Origin of the sequence: Georgenia muralis, from assembly GCF_003814705.1 — a bacterium.
Taxonomy (GTDB): Bacteria; Actinomycetota; Actinomycetes; order Actinomycetales; family Actinomycetaceae; genus Georgenia; species Georgenia muralis.
On record NZ_RKRA01000001.1, the window covers coordinates 3,300,549 to 3,316,464 of the forward strand.

Consider the following 15,916-nt stretch of genomic DNA (forward strand, 5'->3'; position numbering starts at 1 on the left):
CCAGCGGCGGAGGAGCACGGTGCGCACGGTCCGACTCAAGAACGTCGTCCTCGGCGAGGACCCGACGAAGGTGATCGTCCCGATCACCGGTGCCGACGCCGCGACCCTCGTCGAGGAGCTGCGCGCGGTGCGGGCCGTCGCCGGCGTCGTCGACGTCGTGGAGTGGCGGGCGGACCACCTGACCCGGGTGGCCGGGCCCGACGTGCTCGCGGCCGACGTGCTCGCGGCCGGACGGCTCGTCGCCGCCGAGGCCGGCGACCTGCCCGTGCTCTTCACCTTCCGCACCGCCGAGGAGGGCGGTGCCGCGGCGATCGCCGACGAGGACTACGCCGACCTCACGATCGCGCTCGCCCGGTCGGGCGTCGTCGATGCCGTCGACGTCGAGCTGTTCCGGGACGAGCAGCAGGTGCGGCGGGTGGTCGCGGCCGCCCACGAGGCGGGTGTCGCCGTCGTCATGTCCACCCACGACTTCGCCGGCACCCCGGCGACGCAGGAGATCCTCGACCGCCTGGGCCGGATGGTCGAGCTCGGCGCGGACGTCGCCAAGCTCGCCGCGACACCCCGGGACGCCGGGGACGTGCTGACCCTGCTCGACGCCACGTGGACCATGAGCCGTCGCACGGACCGCCCGCTCATCACCATGGCGATGGGCCAGGTGGGTGTGGCCTCGCGGCTCGTGGGCGGGGTGTTCGGCTCGGCCGCCACCTTCGGGAGCGTCGGCGCGGCGTCGGCACCCGGCCAGGTGCCGGTGGGCGAGCTGAGCCGGGTCCTGCGAGTCCTCGGCGGCGGGTAAGGCTACGGGGCGCCAGCCGAGCTCAGAGGGTGGGCTTGATCTCCATGAGCCGTGCGAGCAGCCCGTTGACAAACGACGGGGACTCGTCCGTGGACAGCTCGGTGGCGAGGTTGACCGCCTCGTCGACGGCGACCGCGTCGGGGACGTCGTCGTTGTAGAGGAGCTCCCACGCGCCCAGGCGGAGGATGGCCCGGTCGACCGCCGCCATCCGCTCGAGCGACCAGCCCTGGGAGTAGGTGCGCAGCAGCTCGTCGATCTCCCCGCCGTGGGCGGCGACACCGGTGACGATCTCCGCCGCGTACGGCGGGAACGGGCCCTGCGCGACCGTGATCTGCTTGCGCTCCTCCAGCAGGGCGAGCAGGTCGTCGGCCGTGTCACCACGGCCCTTCTGGTCGGCCTCGAACAGGACGTCCAACGCCCGGCGTCGGGCCTTGGTGCGTGCGGCCACGGAGGTCCTCTCTGGTGCTCGTGCTCCTGGTCGTGCGTGTGGTCGCGATCAGCCCGGTCGGCCCGGGCGGCCGGTCAGCTGACGCGACCGAGGTAGTCGCCCGAGCGGGTGTCCACCTTGACCTTGGTGCCGATCTCGAGGAACAGCGGGACCTGGATCTCGTAGCCGGTCTCCACGGTGGCGGGCTTGGTGCCGGCCGAGGAGCGGTCGCCCTGGAGACCCGGCTCGGTGTAGGTGATCTCGAGGACGACCGAGGCGGGCAGCTCGACGAAGAGCACCGTGCCCTCGTGCGTGGCGACGATGGCCTCCTGGTTCTCCAGGAGGAAGTTCGCGGCGTCGCCGACCGTCTCGGCCGGGACGTGGATCTGCTCGTACGTCTCGGAGTCCATGAAGACGAAGTCGGTGCCGTCCTTGTACAGGAACTGCATGTCGCGGCGGTCGACCGTCGCGGTCTCGACCTTGATGCCCGCGTTGAAGGTCTTGTCGACGGTCTTGCCCGACATGACGTTCTTGAGCTTGGTGCGGACGAAGGCGGGGCCCTTGCCCGGCTTGACGTGCTGGAACTCGACGACCTGCCAGAGCTGTCCGTCGATGTTGAGCACGAGGCCGTTCTTCAGGTCGTTCGTCGTCGCCACGTTTCTCTGCCGTTCCTGTCGTCGAGTGCTGGTCGCGCCACCGGTCGCCGGGCGCCGGGCAGCGCCGGTCAGGATACCGCGCCGAGCACCAGCACGCCGACGACGCCGAGGAGGGCGGCCCAGATGTAGCTCGCCAGCGTGCCGATGATGAACCGTTCCGCGGCGGGGCTGCGCTTGTCGGGGTGGGCCTCACGCAGCTCGGGGTAGCGGCCGAGCCCCTTGACGGCGAGCACGACGGCGACCGTCTCGGGGTAGCCGGCCAGGACACCGCCGGTGATCGCGAAGCGCTCGAGCATGCCGATCCAGGTGCCCCCGCGGAGCACGCCGGGGATGACCGGCCCCGGCTCCACGCGCCGCAGGGTGGCACCGACGATCACCCGGCCCAGCAGGGCCGAGAGCAGCAGCACGGCGAGGACGACGCCCGCCTGGAGGCCTGTGGTCGAACTCACCTGTTCTCCTTCGAGGGTGGGACGCGTGCGGTGTCGTCCGCGGCGCCGGTCCGGGAGGGTGTCTCAGCGCCGGTCCGGGACGGTGCGGCGGGTTCGGTCCGGGACACCTCCTCGGCGCCGGTGAGGAGCTCCGCCGCCAGGGGCCGGGCGGCGCGCTCCTCCTCGATCATGGCCGAGCGCACGCGCTGGCTCACCGCCTGCTCGCTGATGCCCAGCGCCGCGGCGACGTCCTTCTGGAGGGTCCCGCCCACGAGCCGGTCCGCCACCTCCCAGCCGGGCGCCGAGCGACGGCGCACCACGGCGGCGAGGAGCTGCAGGAGGGCGGTGGCCCGCTCGGCGGCCGCGGCGTCCTCGCCGGTGACGACCACCGGTTCCGGCACGGCCCGGCCCCGAGCCCGCTCGACGGCGGTACGGGCGTGGACGAACGCCGGTCCCGAGCTGGCCCGGGAGGTCTGCGCCAGTGCGTCGGTCGGACCGGCGCCGATCCCGACGGCCCACTCGCCCAGCCGCATGAGGTGCAGCGCCAGGTCGACGGCGGCGGAGGCGTCCGACAGGACGATCTGGACCTCGTCGCCCACGGTCCGTTCGAGGGGCAGCACGACGGCGTCCGCGTGGGCGCGTGCCCACCCCTCCTGCGCGTCGAGCAGCGCGGCGACCTTGTCGCCACGGACCTTGCTCGCGTGCTGGTCTGCGGTGAGCACGAACATGGAATCAAGCCTAGGGGCTAGACTATAGGAGGTCAAGGTTTCAGGCTTGATTGATGCGTGGGTGCTCGGGACAGGACCAGGATGCGCCATGCTCCAGACCGGACCCCGGGCTGCGCGCGCTCGACGCCCGACCGAGGGTGCACGCAGACGACGGCCCGAGGGCACATCCCCCGATGATCAAGGGTGATCGCTTGATGCGCCGCCATCGCGTCCACGGCCTTGTTCGAACCAGCTGCCGTGCCGCCATGCACCGCGATCTCCGCGGTTGACGCGGCGCCATGGCCACACGGACCGCCCTCAGCCGCGCAGGACCGCCAGGACCGCCTCGGCAACCTCGGTCGGACTGAGGGACGAGGTGTCGACGACGGCGTCGGCGGCCGCTGCGTAGACGGGCCGGCGTGCGTTCGCCATGGCGGCGTACTGGGCGCGCGGGGAACCCACGACGACCGCCCGCGGGGCGTTGAGGCCGACGCGCGGCATCGCCGCCGCGAGCGAGACGTCGAGGAAGACGACCGTCCCGCCGTCGCCGCGGTAGGCCTCCAGACGCTGTGCCACGCCCGGGACGGCTCCCCCGCCCAGCGCGACCACGCCGGGCCGGCCGAGCGCGGCCGCGGCCACCTCGGCCTCGACCTCGCGGAACCGCTCCTCGCCGGCATCGAGGAAGTAGTCCCCCACGTCCGTGCCCACCCGCGCCGCGAGGAGGTCGTCGGTGTCGAGGAGCTCGACCCCCAGCCGGTCGGCGAGGAGCGCGCCGACCGTGGACTTCCCGGCACCGGGGGCACCGAGGAGGACGAGCGTGGGGATCTGGGTCACCGGGGAACCGTACGTCATCCCCGCACCGCGGCCCATGCGGCCTCGAGCTGCTCCGGGGCCGGGCCGCGCAGGATCGTGGGCCGGCCGACGGCGTCGAGCACGACGAAGCGCAGGGTGGACCCGCGGACCTTCTTGTCGCTCGCCATCGCGTCGAGGAGGTCCGGCCAGCGGTCCTCGCCGTAGGCGGTGGGTAGGCCCAGCGCCTCGAGCACCCCGCGGTGGCGCCGGACGTCCGTCTCGTCCAGGTGCCCGGCCGCGCGGGCGAGCTCGGCCGCGAAGACCATCCCCACGGCGACGGCGTCGCCGTGGCGCCAGGTGTAGCCCTCGGTCCGCTCGATCGCGTGGGCGAAGGTGTGGCCGTAGTTGAGGATCTCGCGCAGACCGGCCTCGCGCAGGTCGGCCCCGACGACACGCGCCTTGACCGCCACGGCGCGCTCGACGAGCTCACGCAGGACGGGTGACCCCGGACGGAGCGCCGCCGCGCCGCCGTCGGCCTCGACCAGGCGGAGGATCTCCTCGTCGGCGATGAAGCCGCACTTGACGACCTCGGCGAGGCCGGCGCGCAGGTCCACCGCGGGCAGTGTCCCGAGGGAGTCCAGGTCGCACACGACACCGGCGGGCGGGTGGAAGGACCCGACGAGGTTCTTGCCCGCGGCGGTGTTGATGCCGGTCTTGCCGCCGACCGCGGCGTCGACCATGCCGAGCAGGGTGGTCGGCACGTTGACGAGCCGGATACCACGCAGCCACGTCGCGGCCACGAAGCCGGCCATGTCGGTCGTGGCGCCCCCGCCGAGGGCGACGACCGCGTCGTCGCGACCGAAACGCCGCTCCCCCAGCAGGTCCCAGCAGCCGGCGACGACGTCGAGGGTCTTCGCGGACTCGGCGTCGGGCACCTCGTGGGTCAGGGCCGTGCGGCCGGCGGCGGCCAGCTCAGCCCGCAGCGCCTCCGCGCGGCCCGCCAGGGCTGCGGGGTGGACGAGGAGGACGCGGGAGGCGTCGGGGCCGACGAGGTCGAGGACCTCCCCGTCCAGCCCATGGCCGACGACGACGTCGTACGGGGCGGCGCCCGTGACCGTGATCCGGGTGGCCGGTGCCGCGGGTGCCGTCGGTGCGGGTGCTGAGGCTGGTGCGGGTCCTGGGGCTGGTTCGGCTGACGACGCCGGTGCCTGGGGTGCCGCCGGTGCGGGTGATGTGGCTGGTGCGGCTGACGACGCCGGTGCCACGAGGGTCCGCAGGACGTCGGCGGCGACGTCCTCGGCGGTGCGTCCGCCGGTGCCCACCCGCGCCGTCGCGACCCGTTCGTACACCGGACGACGTGCGGTCATGAGTGCCTCGAAGCGCGCGGCCGGGTCGCCCTCGAGGAGGGGGCGGGCACCTGAACGGGCAACCCGGGCCACGGCGTGGTCGGCGTCGACGTCGAGGAAGACGACGTGGTGCCCGGCGAGGGCCGCCTGGGTGCCGGGGTGCAGGACGGCGCCGCCGCCGAGGGCCAGCACGCCGTCGTGCTCGGACAGCAGGCGGGTGACGGCGTCGTGCTCGAGCACCCGGAACTCGCTCTCGCCACGGGTGCGGAAGATCTCCGGGACGGTCGTCCCCGCGAGCCGCTCCACCTCGGCGTCGGAGTCGCACAGCGGCACACCCAGGGTGGCGGCGACGAGCTCACCGACGGTGGTCTTGCCGGCCCCCGGGGGGCCGACGAGGATGAGGCGGGGACCGGTTCCGGAGTGAGCCACGAGGCGCAACGCTACCGCCGGCGCCGGGCGCGACGCGGCCCGTGCTGCGGACCGAGACGTGCGGTCGAGGACCCCGTCAGCGCTGGTGCTCGGGGATGGCCTCGAGGTAGCCGCGCAGGTTGCGGGCGGACTCGCTCACCGAGTCCCCGCCGACCTTCTCCAGCAGGGCGTCGGCCAGGACCAGGGCCACCATCGCCTCGGCGACGACGGCGGCCGGCGGCACCGCGCAGACGTCGGACCGCTGGTGGATGGCGCGCGCCTCGGCGCCGGTGGCGACGTCGACGGTGGCCAGCGCGCGGGGCACGGTGGAGATGGGCTTCATCGCGGCGCGCACGCGCAGCGGCTCGCCGTTGGACATCCCGCCCTCGGTGCCGCCGGCCCGGTTGGTGGCGCGGCGGATCCGGCCGTCGGCCCCTCGGACGATCTCGTCGTGCGCGGCGGAGCCGCGGCGGGTCGCGGTGCGGAACCCGTCGCCGATCTCGACGCCCTTGACGGCCTGGATGCCCATGACCGCTCCAGCGAGCCGGGAGTCCAGGCGCCGGTCGGACGAGACGTGCGAGCCCAGGCCGGGGGGCAGGCCGTAGGCGAGAACCTCCACGACGCCGCCGAGGGTGTCGCCGTCCTTCTGGCAGGCGTCGATCTCGGCGACCATGGCCGCCGAGGACGTCGCGTCGAGGCAGCGCACGGGGTCGGCGTCCAGCGCCGCGACGTCGTCGGGCCCGGGCACCGGAGCGTCGTCGGGGACGGCGACGGGGCCGATCGCCACGACGTGCGAGACGAGACGGACACCCGCGACCTGCTCCAGGAGCGCGGCGGCCAGCGTGCCCAGGGCGACCCGGGCGGCGGTCTCGCGCGCGCTGGCCCGCTCGAGGATCGGCCGGGCGTCGTCGAGGTGGTACTTCTGCATCCCGACGAGATCGGCGTGGCCGGGCCGCGGACGCGTGAGGCGCCGGTTGCGGGCGATCTCCCGCTCGTCGCCGGTGCCGGCGTCGACGAGGAGCGCCTCGCGAGGCACCGGGTCGGCGGCCATGACGGTCTCCCACTTGGGCCACTCGGTGTTGCCGATCTCGATCGCGACCGGGCCGCCCATTGTCAGGCCGTGCCGCACGCCGGAGAGCACTCGGACCTCGTCCTGCTCGAACGACATCCGAGACCCGCGCCCGTGCCCGAGCCGGCGCCGGGCGAGGGCGTCGCGCACCTGGCCGGTGGTGATCCCGACCCCGGCAGGCAGGCCCTCGAGCACCCCGACGAGAGCCTGGCCGTGCGACTCGCCTGCGGTCATCCATCTGAGCATGGCCCGATCCTCCCACGCGGCGGCGGGGCTCGTGCGGGGGTGTCCACGGCATGCGCCGGGGCGCGGGTGGGTGCGTTCGCGGCGCAGGAGGCCGCCACGTGGTGGGGATCGGGTGCGTTCGCGGCGCAAGGGGAACGGGTGTGGCGCGGGCGGAGAGCGTTCGCTGCGCGAGTGTCGGGGGTGGGTTCGGGTCAGGCCGGCGCGGGCCCGGCGAGGTGTGCCACCGTGGCGAGCGCCGCCCCGAGCACCAGCCAGGGCCCGAGGGGGACGGCGTCGTCACGTCGGGCGCGGCCGGCCAGAAGTCGCGCGGTGGTCCAGGCGCCGCCCAGCACGACCGCCGCGAGGAGTCCCGTGGCGACCACCAGCCAGCCGAACCACCCGAGCCAGAGTCCCAGCACGCCGGCCAGCTTGACGTCCCCCAATCCCAGCCCGGTCGCCCGCGGGAGGGCGAGGAGCAGGGAGCCGGCGGTGACCGTGCCGGCGGCCAGGACCGCCCGGGCCAGGTCCGTCCACTGGCCGGTGGTGAGCGCCGCGACGGTGAGGAGCGCGAGCACTCCAGCCGCTGCCGCCCCGACGAGGCGGTCCGGGAGCCGGTGGCTGCGCACGTCGGTGACGATGAGCGCCGCCGACACGGCGGCCAGCCAGGCGCCGGCCGCCAGCACGGCCGCCGGGAGGCTCACGCCGGGAACGGCGCCGGCGACGCCCCCACCTCTCCCCCGCCCCGGCGCCGGGCCAGCTCGGCGAGGAGGGCCGCGCGCATCACCTCGACGTCGGGGGTGCGGCCGGTCATGAGACGGACCTGGGCCTCCGCCTGGTGCAGGAGCATCGACCAGCCCGGCACGACGACGCCGCCGGCCGCCTCCCACGCGGCCGCCAGCGGGGTGGGGGACGGTTCGTAGACGACGTCGAGGAGCACCGCGCCGCCGAGGACGCCGAGCCGGACGAGCTCGGCGGCGGTGTCGTCCGCGGCGCCCGCCGGGACGGTGGAGATGACGAGGTCGGCGCCGGCCGCGGTCTGCGCCGCGACGGCCGGGGAGGTCCACGTCACGTGCTCGACGGCCACACCCATCCGGACCGTGGCCGCGGCGGCGGCGGGTGGTACGCGGCGGGCCACGAGGGTGGAGCGGGTCAGGCCGAGCTCGGCCACCGCGGCCTGCGCGGAGGAGCTGGTGGCACCCGCGCCGAGGATGACGGCCCGCCGCGGAACCCAGCCGGGCGCGGCTGCCTCGCGGACCGCCGCGACGATTCCGTGCACGTCGGTGTTGAACCCGACGAGGGGGCCCGCCGCCCCGCCCGGTCCGGGCTGGACGACGACCGTGTTGACCGCCCCGGTGACCTCGGCGAGCGGGTCGACCGCGTCGAGCAGGCCCATGACGGCGTGCTTGAGCGGCATGGTCAACGACAGGCCCGCCCACGAGCCGTCGAGCCGGGCGATGACGCCGGGCAGCTCCTCGGCGGTGACGTCCTGGAGGCCGTACGCCCAGCCGTCGAGGCCGAGCTGGGCGTAGGCGGCCCGGTGGAGCGCCGGCGAGAGGGAGTGGGCGACGGGGTGGCCGAGCACGGCCGCGCGCCGGGTCACCCCCGGGGCGGCGAGGTCCTGGCCAGGGGCACCGGCGCCGACCCCCATCAGCCCTGCGGGTTCTCGGCCAGCCACGCGCGGAGCTCGGCGACGTTGGCGTTGTGCTCGTCGAGGGTCGCGGCGAACTTCGTCTCCCCCGTGTCGAGGTTGACGGTGGCGAAGTAGAGCCAGTCCCCCTCGGGGGCGTTGATGACCGCGTCGAGGACCGCCTCGCCCGGGGCGCCGATGGGCGTCGGCGGCAGACCGGGGTTGAGGTAGGTGTTGTACGGGTTGTCGTCGTCGAGGTCGGCCTGGGTGGGCACGCCGCCGACCTTGCCCACGCCGTACAGGACGGTGGAGTCCATCTGGAGGCGACCGTTGACGTCGTCGTCGTCGGTGAGCCTGTTCTCGATGACCCGGGCGACCTGGCCGTAGTACTCGGGCAGGTTCACCTCGCGCTCGACGATCGAGGCCTTGGTCAGGACCGCCTGGCGCTGGTCGGCCGGCACGTCGAGGGCGTCCAGGCGCGAGACGGTCTGGGCGACCATCGTCGAGAGCATGGTCGCGGCGTCGTCGCCCGGCTCGAAGGAGTACGTCGCGGCGGCGTACCACCCCTCGGGGTTGCCGTCCGCCTCGGCGGGCAGCCCGATCGCCTCGGTGTCCTCGGCCGCGGCCTGGACGTCCTCGAGGGGGATGTCGGCGACGTTCGCGATGCGCTCGTACACCTGCGCGGCGTGGAAGCCCTCCGGCACCGTGATGGTGACCTCGGCCCGCGAGGCCGGGTCGAGCAGCGCGGCGACGGCGTCGCTCGCGGCCATCTCGTTCATGAGCGTGTAGGTGCCGGGCTGGATGCGTCCGGCGTTGACGTTCTCGCCGAACGCGTCGACGAACGCGCGCTGCGAGGCCACGACACCGGCCTCCTCCAGGACCGAGCCCATCTCGGCGCCGGAGGCGCCCGCGGGGATCACCACCTGGACCTCGCCGCTGCCGGGGCCGGGGAAGTCCTCGGCCGCGGCCGAGGGCCGGTCGGAGACGGCGTCGCGCACCGTCGGGTACGCCCAGAGGGCGAGCGCGCCGACGACCGCGACGACCACGGCGAGGACGAGCAGCGTGCGGCGGCGCCGCCGGCGGCGGCGGTCCTCGCGGGCGCGCCGCTGCTCGCGGCGGACGCGTCGGAGGTCGTCCTCGTGCGCCGGCTCGGCGGTCGTGCCATGGGCAAACAGGTCGTTCACTGCGAGGTCCCCCCTCGGACGGTCTCCCCCGGCCCGACCGGCTCACCGGCGGGCTGGCCGGTGCGCCGCTCGACCTCGAGGGCGTGCTCAACGATCATCACGGCAGCCACCTGGTCGACGACCTCCCGGTGCCGGCGTCCGGGGCGGCCGGACGCCCGCAGCGCCTGGTGGGCGCTGACCGTCGTCAGTCGCTCGTCGACGAGCCGCACCGGGAGAGGTGCCACGGCGGCCGCGACCCGGACAGCGTACCCGCGCGCGGCGTCGGCGGACTCCCCCTGCCGGCCGGACAGGTGCCGGGGCAGGCCCACGAGCACCTCCATCGCCCCGACCTCCGCGGCGATCGCGGCGATCTCCGCGACGTCACCGCCGTCCCGGCGCCGGGCGACGGTGCGCACCGGCGTGGCGAGGATGCCCTCGGGGTCGCAGCGCGCGACGCCGACCCGCACCGAGCCGACGTCGACGCCGAGGCGCACCCCGCGCCGCAGCCCGGCAGCGTTCACGCGCCGACCAGCGTCGTCACCTCGGCGCGGACCGCGTCGAGGGCGCTGCCGAGCGCTGCGACGTCGGTCCCGCCGCCCTGGGCGACGTCGTCCTTGCCGCCGCCGCCCCCGCCGAGGGTGGTGGCCGCCACGCGGACGAGCGCACCGGCCCGCACGCCGGCCTGCCGGGCGGCGGCGTTGGTGGCGACGACGACGACCGGCCGGTCCTTCGCGACGCCACCGACGGCGACGACGGCGGGCGCGGACTCACCGAGGCGCTGGCGCACGTCCAGGGCCAGGGTGCGCAGGTCGTCGGCGGAGGCGACCTCGCCGGCGTCGTGGGTGACGACCAGCGCGGTCCCGACCCGGTGGGCGGAGCCGGCGACCTGGGCCGCACCCCCGAGGAGCCGGGCCTGGCGCAGCGCCGCGAGCTCCTTCTCGGCCGCCTTGAGCTTGGTCATGAGCGTGCTGACCCGCTCGGGCAGCTCCTCCGGGCGCCCGCCCAGGATCGTCGAGACCTGGCTGACGAGGGCGTGCTCCTTGGCCTGGTAGCCGTAGGCGCCGGCGCCGACGAGGGCGTCGACCCGGCGTACGCCCGAGCCGATGGAGGCCTCGCCGAGGAGGGTGACGAGCCCGAGGTTGCCGGTGGAGGGCACGTGGGTGCCCGCGCACAGCTCCTTCGACCAGTCGCCGCCGATGGAGACGACACGGACGCGGCGGCCGTACTTCTCGCCGAACAGGGCCATGGCCCCCGCGGCGCGGGCGTCGTCGATGTCCATGATCTCGTCGGTGACGTCGAGGTTCTCCGCGAGCTGGGCGTTGACGCGGCCCTCGATCTCGGACAGGACGTCGCCGGGCACGGCGGAGCCGTGCCGGAAGTCGAACCGCAGCCGTGACGGCGCGTTCTCGGAGCCGGCCTGGGTTGCCTGGTCGCCGAGGTGCTCGTGCAGGGCCTTGTGGACCATGTGCGTGGCCGTGTGGGCGCGGGCGATCGCCCGGCGCCGGTCGGTGTCGATGCTCGCCACGCCCGTCTCGTCCAGGGTGAGGGTGCCCTCGGTGAGGCGCCCGCGGTGCACGGACAGCCCGCGGACCGGGGCCTGGACGTCGGCGACGTCGACGATCGCCCCGCCCTGGAAGGAGATCGTGCCCTGGTCGGCCAGCTGCCCACCGGCCTCGGCGTAGAACGGGGTGCGGTCCAGGACGACCTCGACGTCGGCGGGAGCGGTCGCGGCCGGGGCCGCGACGCCGTCGACGAGCAGGCCGACGAGCCGCGCCTCGGCGACGGCGTCGGTGTAGCCGAGGAACTCCACCGCGCCGCCGAGGCGGCCGAGGACCTCGTTGTAGACCGCGGTGTCGACATGGCCGGACTTCTTGGCCAGGGCGTCGGCGCGGGCACGCTCACGCTGCTCCTGCATGAGGCTGCGGAAGCCCGCCTCGTCGACGCGCACGCCCTGCTCGGCCGCCATCTCGAGGGTGAGGTCGATGGGGAAGCCGTAGGTGTCGTGGAGCGCGAACGCGTCGGCCCCGCTGAGGACCGACCCACCCGCGGTGCGGGCGCGGCTCACGGCGCTGTCGAGGATGGTCGTGCCGGAGGTGAGGGTGCGCCGGAAGGCCTCCTCCTCCTCGTAGGCGACCTGGGAGATGCGGTCGAAGTCGGTGCCGATCTCGGGGTAGGAGTCCTTCATCGCGTCGCGCGACGCGGGCAGCAGGACGGGCAGCGAGGGCTCGTCCACGCCGAGCAGGCGCATCGAGCGCACCGCGCGGCGGATGACCCGGCGCAGCACGTACCCTCGGCCGTCGTTGCCGGGGCGGACGCCGTCGCCGATGAGCATCATCGCCGAGCGCACGTGGTCGGCGACCACCCGCATGCGGATGTCGTCGGGGTCGGTGGAGTTGCGCCCCAGGCCGTAGGGGCGCCCGCTCATCTCCTGCGCGGCCGCGATGACCGGGTAGACCTCGTCGATCTCGTAGAAGTTCTCCTTCTCCTGCAGGAGGAACGCGAGCCGCTCGACGCCCAGGCCGGTGTCGATGGCCTTCTTGTCCAGCTCGCGCAGGAGCGGGTAGTCCTTGCCCCCACCCTCACCACGGAGGTACTGGTCGAAGACGAGGTTCCAGATCTCGAGGAAGCGGTCGCCCTGCTTGTCCACCTCCGGCCCGCCGTCGGGGCCGTAGGCCGGGCCGCGGTCGTAGTGGATCTCGGAGGTGGGACCGGCGGGGCCGGGCTGGCCCGTGTCCCAGAAGTTCTCCGCGCGCGGCTGGGTCTGGATCCGCTCGGCGGGCAGGCCGATCTTGCGGGCCCAGATGTCACGCGCCTCCTCGTCCTGGTCCCAGATGGCCACCCACAGACGGTCGCCGTCCAGGCCGTAGCCACCCTGGTCGCGCGAGGCGGTCAGCAGCTCCCAGGCGTAGGTGATCGCCCCCTCCTTGAAGTAGTCGCCGAAGGAGAAGTTGCCGCCCATCTGGAAGAAGGTGCCGTGCCGGGTGGTGCGGCCGACCTCCTCGATGTCGTTGGTGCGGATGCACTTCTGCACGCTCGCGACCCGCGGCCAGGGCGCCTCCTGGGTCCCGATGATGTACGGGATGAAGGGGACCATGCCGGCGATGGTGAAAAGGATCGACGGATCCGGGGAGACCAGGGGGACGCTCGGCACGACGGCGTGGTCGTGCTTGGCGAAGTAGTCCAGCCAGCGGGAGCGGATCTCGGCGGTACGCATGGTTCCTCGGGTTCGTGTCGGTGCTGGGGTGCGGCGGTGGTGCGCTCACGTGGTGGTGCGGGTCACGTGGTGCGGTGGTGTCGAGCGGTCACGTGGTGCTGTGGTGGTGCGGTCGCGTGGTGCTGTGGCCGCGTGGTGCTCTCGGGCGGTGACGTGCTGAGGGACGGCGCCCGCTGCCCCTCACGGGCTACAACGCCGATGCCAGGTCGTCGTCTTCCGTGGCGGCCCAGGGCTGCGGTGTCGTGGGGGCGGCCCGGCGCCGGGCCACCTCGGCCCGGGCGGCGGCGACGGCGTCCTCGTCGGGCAGGAGCGCCGCGCGCAGCTCGGCCTCGCGCTCGTGGTAGGCGGCGGAGAGCTCACCCGGGAGGGCTCGCAGGCGCTGGAGCAGGGAGGGGGCCCGTGCTGCCAGGACGACGGCGGCGGAGCCGACGACGACGAGCCCGACGACCAGACGCACGCCCATCAGCGGCCCTTCCCGGCCAGGACCCGGCGCACCGCGTAGGAGAAGGCGGAGACCTTGATGAGGGGCCCGCCCACCGTGGCGGCGACGAGGGTCGTCAGGGCCGAGACGTCCTCGGTGACCTGCGCGGCCGAGGTGGTGATGGTGTCGACCTTGGCGAGCTGACCGTTGGCCGCGCGGACGGTCTCCACGGCCTCGTCCAGCGCCGGCAGGGTGTGCTCGGTGAGCTGGTGGACGGTGCCGCGGGCCTCGTCCAGGACCCGGCCGAGCTTGAGCAGCGGCACGGCCAGGAACCCGACCAGGGCGACGAACGCCAGCGCGGCGATCAGTCCGGCGATGTCACCGAGCGACATGTGTTCTCCTCGTACCGGTGGGCACCGGCGGGTTGGGCCGGTCTGCCGGGGAAGCCTACCCGTAGGACGACGACGCCCCGGGCACCGGCAAGCCGGCCGCCCGGGGCGTCGTGAGCGCTGACGTCAGCGCGAGTAGTACTCGACGACCAGCTGCTCGTTGCAGGTCACGGGGACCTCGGCGCGCTTGGGGCGGCGGACCAGCTCGGCGCGGAGCTTGGTGAGCTCGACGTCGAGGTAGGACGGCAGGTTGGGCAGCACGTCGCGGTGGGCGCCGGCGGCGGCGACCTGGAAGGGCACCATGGCCTGCGACTTGGGCTTGACCTGGATGACCTGGCCGGGCTTGACCCGGAAGGAGGGCCGGTCGACCAGCTTGCCGTCGACGAGGATGTGACGGTGCACCACGGCCTGGCGGGCCTGGGCGATGGTGCGGGCGAAGCCCGAGCGCAGGACGAGGGCGTCCAGGCGCATCTCGAGCAGCTCGACCAGCGACTCACCGGTCAGGGCCTGCTCGCGCTTGGCCTCCTCGAACACCCGCTGGATCTGGGCCTCGCGGATGCCGTACTGGGCGCGCAGACGCTGCTTCTCCTTCAGACGCACCGCGTAGTCGGACTCGGTGCGGCGACGGGCGCGGCCGTGCTCACCGGGGCCGTAGGGGCGCTTCTCGAAGTACTTGACCGCCTTGGGGGTCAGGGCGATGCCGAGGGCGCGCGAGAGGCGCACCTGACGGCGCGTGCGGGAAACTGCCATGTGTTTCGTCCTGTCGTGTCGGTGACGTCACCGCGGCGGACGGATGTCCGGGCGGTGCGGGGTCGACCTCGTGGCCATGACCCCAGGTGGCTGCCGACGGCGGGCGCGGAGCGGCCCGCACGGCAACCTCACGAGGTTAGCACTACCGCTCGGTGAGGATCTGACGGATCCGGGTGAGCCGGGCTGTGATGTCGCGCTCGTGGCCGTGGCCGGTGGGCTCGTAGTACCGCGTGCCGTCCAGCTCGTCGGGGGCGTACTGCTGGCCGACGATCCCGTGCGGGTAGGAGTGGGCGTAGCGGTAGCCGTCCCCGTGGCCGTGCTGCTTGGCCCCGGCGTAGTGGGCGTCGCGCAGGTGGGCCGGGACCGGCCCGGCCTTGCCGGCGCGGACGTCGGCGATCGCGGCGTCGACGGCGGCGTAGGCGGCGTTGGACTTCGGTGCGGTGGCCACGTGCACCACCGCCTCGGCGAGGATGATCCGTGCCTCGGGCATCCCGATGAGGGCCACGGCCTGCGCGGCGGCGACGGCGGTCTGCAGCGCGGAGGGGTCGGCCATGCCGACGTCCTCGGCCGCCGCGATGACGATCCGCCGGGCGATGAACCTCGGGTCCTCCCCCGCGACGACCATGCGGGCGAGGTAGTGCAGGGCGGCGTCGACGTCCGAGCCGCGCATGGACTTGATGAAGGCGGAGATGACGTCGTAGTGCTGGTCGCCGGCCCGGTCGTACCGGACCGCCGCGACGTCGATGGCCCGTTCGACGGCCTCGAGGGTGATGGCGTCCTCGCCGGCGGCGTCGGCGGAGCCGGCGGCGGCCTCGAGGATGGTCAGCGCCTTGCGCGCGTCGGCCCCGGCGAGGCGCACCAGGTGGTCCTCGGCCGCCTCGTCAAGGGCGAGGGAGCCGCCGAGCCCGCGCTCGTCGTCGAGGGCGCGGCGCACGAGGGCTCGCACGTCCTCCTCCGCGAGCGGGCGCAGCGTGAGCAGGAGCGAGCGGGACAGCAGCGGCGAGATGACCGAGAAGCTGGGGTTCTCCGTCGTCGCGGCCACGAGCGTGACCCACCGGTTCTCCACGCTGGGCAGCAGCGCGTCCTGCTGGGACTTGGAGAAGCGGTGGACCTCGTCGATGAAGAGGACCGTCTCCTCCCCCGAGGTCACCAGACGTCGGCGGGCGTCCTCCACGACGGCGCGGACGTCCTTGACGCCGGCGGTGACGGCGGAGAGCTCGGTGAAGCGCCGGCCGGAGGCGTGCGCGACGAGGTAGGCCAGCGTCGTCTTCCCGGTGCCGGGCGGCCCCCACAGCACCACCGACGACGGCGCGATCCGGCGGCGCCCCTCGGGGACGGGCTCGACGAGGCGGCGCAGCGGCGAGCCCGGCTCGAGCAGGTGCTCCTGGCCGAGCACCTCCTCCAGGGAGGCCGGGCGCATGCGCACGGCCAGGGGCGCCCCGCTGCCGACGGCAGGGACGCCGGCGTCGTCGGCTCCGGCCGCCTCGAACAGGTCCACGCC

17 protein-coding genes are annotated in these 15,916 nt (G+C 74.5%); 1 reads left to right on the forward strand and 16 read right to left on the reverse strand.

Annotated features, from left to right (window positions below):
- Window positions 1-19 precede the first annotated feature (19 nt).
- Window positions 20-793, forward strand: coding sequence for a type I 3-dehydroquinate dehydratase (aroD, locus tag EDD32_RS14905; protein WP_123918706.1), 774 nt, complete (start codon window positions 20-22; stop codon window positions 791-793).
- Window positions 794-815: 22 nt separating this feature from the next.
- On the opposite strand, the gene nusB is transcribed toward aroD, so the two are convergent.
- From nusB to EDD32_RS14985, 16 genes are all read right to left on the reverse strand, one after another.
- On the reverse strand, window positions 816-1,241 hold the full coding sequence (gene nusB / locus EDD32_RS14910; protein ID WP_123918708.1) for a transcription antitermination factor NusB: 426 nt from the start codon (window positions 1,239-1,241) through the stop codon (window positions 816-818).
- Between the two features lie 74 nt (window positions 1,242-1,315).
- A complete protein-coding gene (gene efp / locus EDD32_RS14915; protein WP_123918710.1) occupies window positions 1,316-1,876 on the reverse strand; it encodes an elongation factor P in 561 nt (186 codons plus the stop codon).
- A gap of 68 nt (window positions 1,877-1,944) precedes the next feature.
- Window positions 1,945-2,325 carry a hypothetical protein gene (locus EDD32_RS14920; RefSeq protein ID WP_123918712.1) on the reverse strand — a complete coding sequence of 127 codons (381 nt, stop codon included), beginning with the start codon at window positions 2,323-2,325 and terminating at the stop codon, window positions 1,945-1,947.
- Entirely contained in the window at window positions 2,322-3,032 is a 711-nt protein-coding gene (locus EDD32_RS14925) for a hypothetical protein (RefSeq protein WP_211338847.1), read from the reverse strand. The genes EDD32_RS14920 and EDD32_RS14925 overlap by 4 nt, the downstream gene beginning before the upstream one ends.
- A gap of 297 nt (window positions 3,033-3,329) precedes the next feature.
- Window positions 3,330-3,845, reverse strand: a complete 516-nt coding sequence (locus EDD32_RS14930) for a shikimate kinase (RefSeq protein ID WP_246006156.1) — start codon at window positions 3,843-3,845, stop codon at window positions 3,330-3,332.
- A gap of 14 nt (window positions 3,846-3,859) precedes the next feature.
- Complete coding sequence (gene aroB / locus EDD32_RS20145; RefSeq protein ID WP_123918716.1) at window positions 3,860-5,578, reverse strand: 3-dehydroquinate synthase; 1,719 nt, start codon at window positions 5,576-5,578, stop codon at window positions 3,860-3,862.
- 76 nt (window positions 5,579-5,654) lie between these two features.
- On the reverse strand, window positions 5,655-6,872 hold the full coding sequence (gene aroC, locus EDD32_RS14940) for a chorismate synthase (protein WP_123918718.1): 1,218 nt from the start codon (window positions 6,870-6,872) through the stop codon (window positions 5,655-5,657).
- A 191-nt stretch (window positions 6,873-7,063) separates the two neighbouring features.
- Window positions 7,064-7,552 (reverse strand): prepilin peptidase, encoded by a 489-nt coding sequence (locus EDD32_RS14945; RefSeq protein WP_123918720.1) that lies wholly within the window; start codon window positions 7,550-7,552, stop codon window positions 7,064-7,066.
- Window positions 7,549-8,499, reverse strand: a complete 951-nt coding sequence (locus tag EDD32_RS14950) for a shikimate dehydrogenase (RefSeq protein ID WP_123918722.1) — start codon at window positions 8,497-8,499, stop codon at window positions 7,549-7,551. The genes EDD32_RS14945 and EDD32_RS14950 overlap by 4 nt, the downstream gene beginning before the upstream one ends.
- Window positions 8,499-9,662, reverse strand: a complete 1,164-nt coding sequence (gene mltG / locus EDD32_RS14955; protein WP_211338848.1) for an endolytic transglycosylase MltG — start codon at window positions 9,660-9,662, stop codon at window positions 8,499-8,501. The genes EDD32_RS14950 and mltG overlap by 1 nt, the downstream gene beginning before the upstream one ends.
- Entirely contained in the window at window positions 9,659-10,162 is a 504-nt protein-coding gene (gene ruvX, locus EDD32_RS14960; protein ID WP_211338849.1) for a Holliday junction resolvase RuvX, read from the reverse strand. The genes mltG and ruvX overlap by 4 nt, the downstream gene beginning before the upstream one ends.
- Window positions 10,159-12,855, reverse strand: coding sequence for an alanine--tRNA ligase (alaS, locus tag EDD32_RS14965; protein WP_123918724.1), 2,697 nt, complete (start codon window positions 12,853-12,855; stop codon window positions 10,159-10,161). The genes ruvX and alaS overlap by 4 nt, the downstream gene beginning before the upstream one ends.
- 187 nt (window positions 12,856-13,042) lie before the next feature.
- On the reverse strand, window positions 13,043-13,318 hold the full coding sequence (locus EDD32_RS14970) for a hypothetical protein (protein WP_123918726.1): 276 nt from the start codon (window positions 13,316-13,318) through the stop codon (window positions 13,043-13,045).
- Window positions 13,318-13,668, reverse strand: a complete 351-nt coding sequence (locus EDD32_RS14975) for a DUF948 domain-containing protein (protein ID WP_123918728.1) — start codon at window positions 13,666-13,668, stop codon at window positions 13,318-13,320. The genes EDD32_RS14970 and EDD32_RS14975 overlap by 1 nt, the downstream gene beginning before the upstream one ends.
- Window positions 13,669-13,791: 123 nt before the next feature.
- Window positions 13,792-14,415 carry a 30S ribosomal protein S4 gene (rpsD, locus tag EDD32_RS14980; protein WP_123918730.1) on the reverse strand — a complete coding sequence of 208 codons (624 nt, stop codon included), beginning with the start codon at window positions 14,413-14,415 and terminating at the stop codon, window positions 13,792-13,794.
- Window positions 14,416-14,557: 142 nt separating this feature from the next.
- Complete coding sequence (locus EDD32_RS14985; RefSeq protein ID WP_123918732.1) at window positions 14,558-15,913, reverse strand: replication-associated recombination protein A; 1,356 nt, start codon at window positions 15,911-15,913, stop codon at window positions 14,558-14,560.
- Window positions 15,914-15,916: the final 3 nt, after the last annotated feature.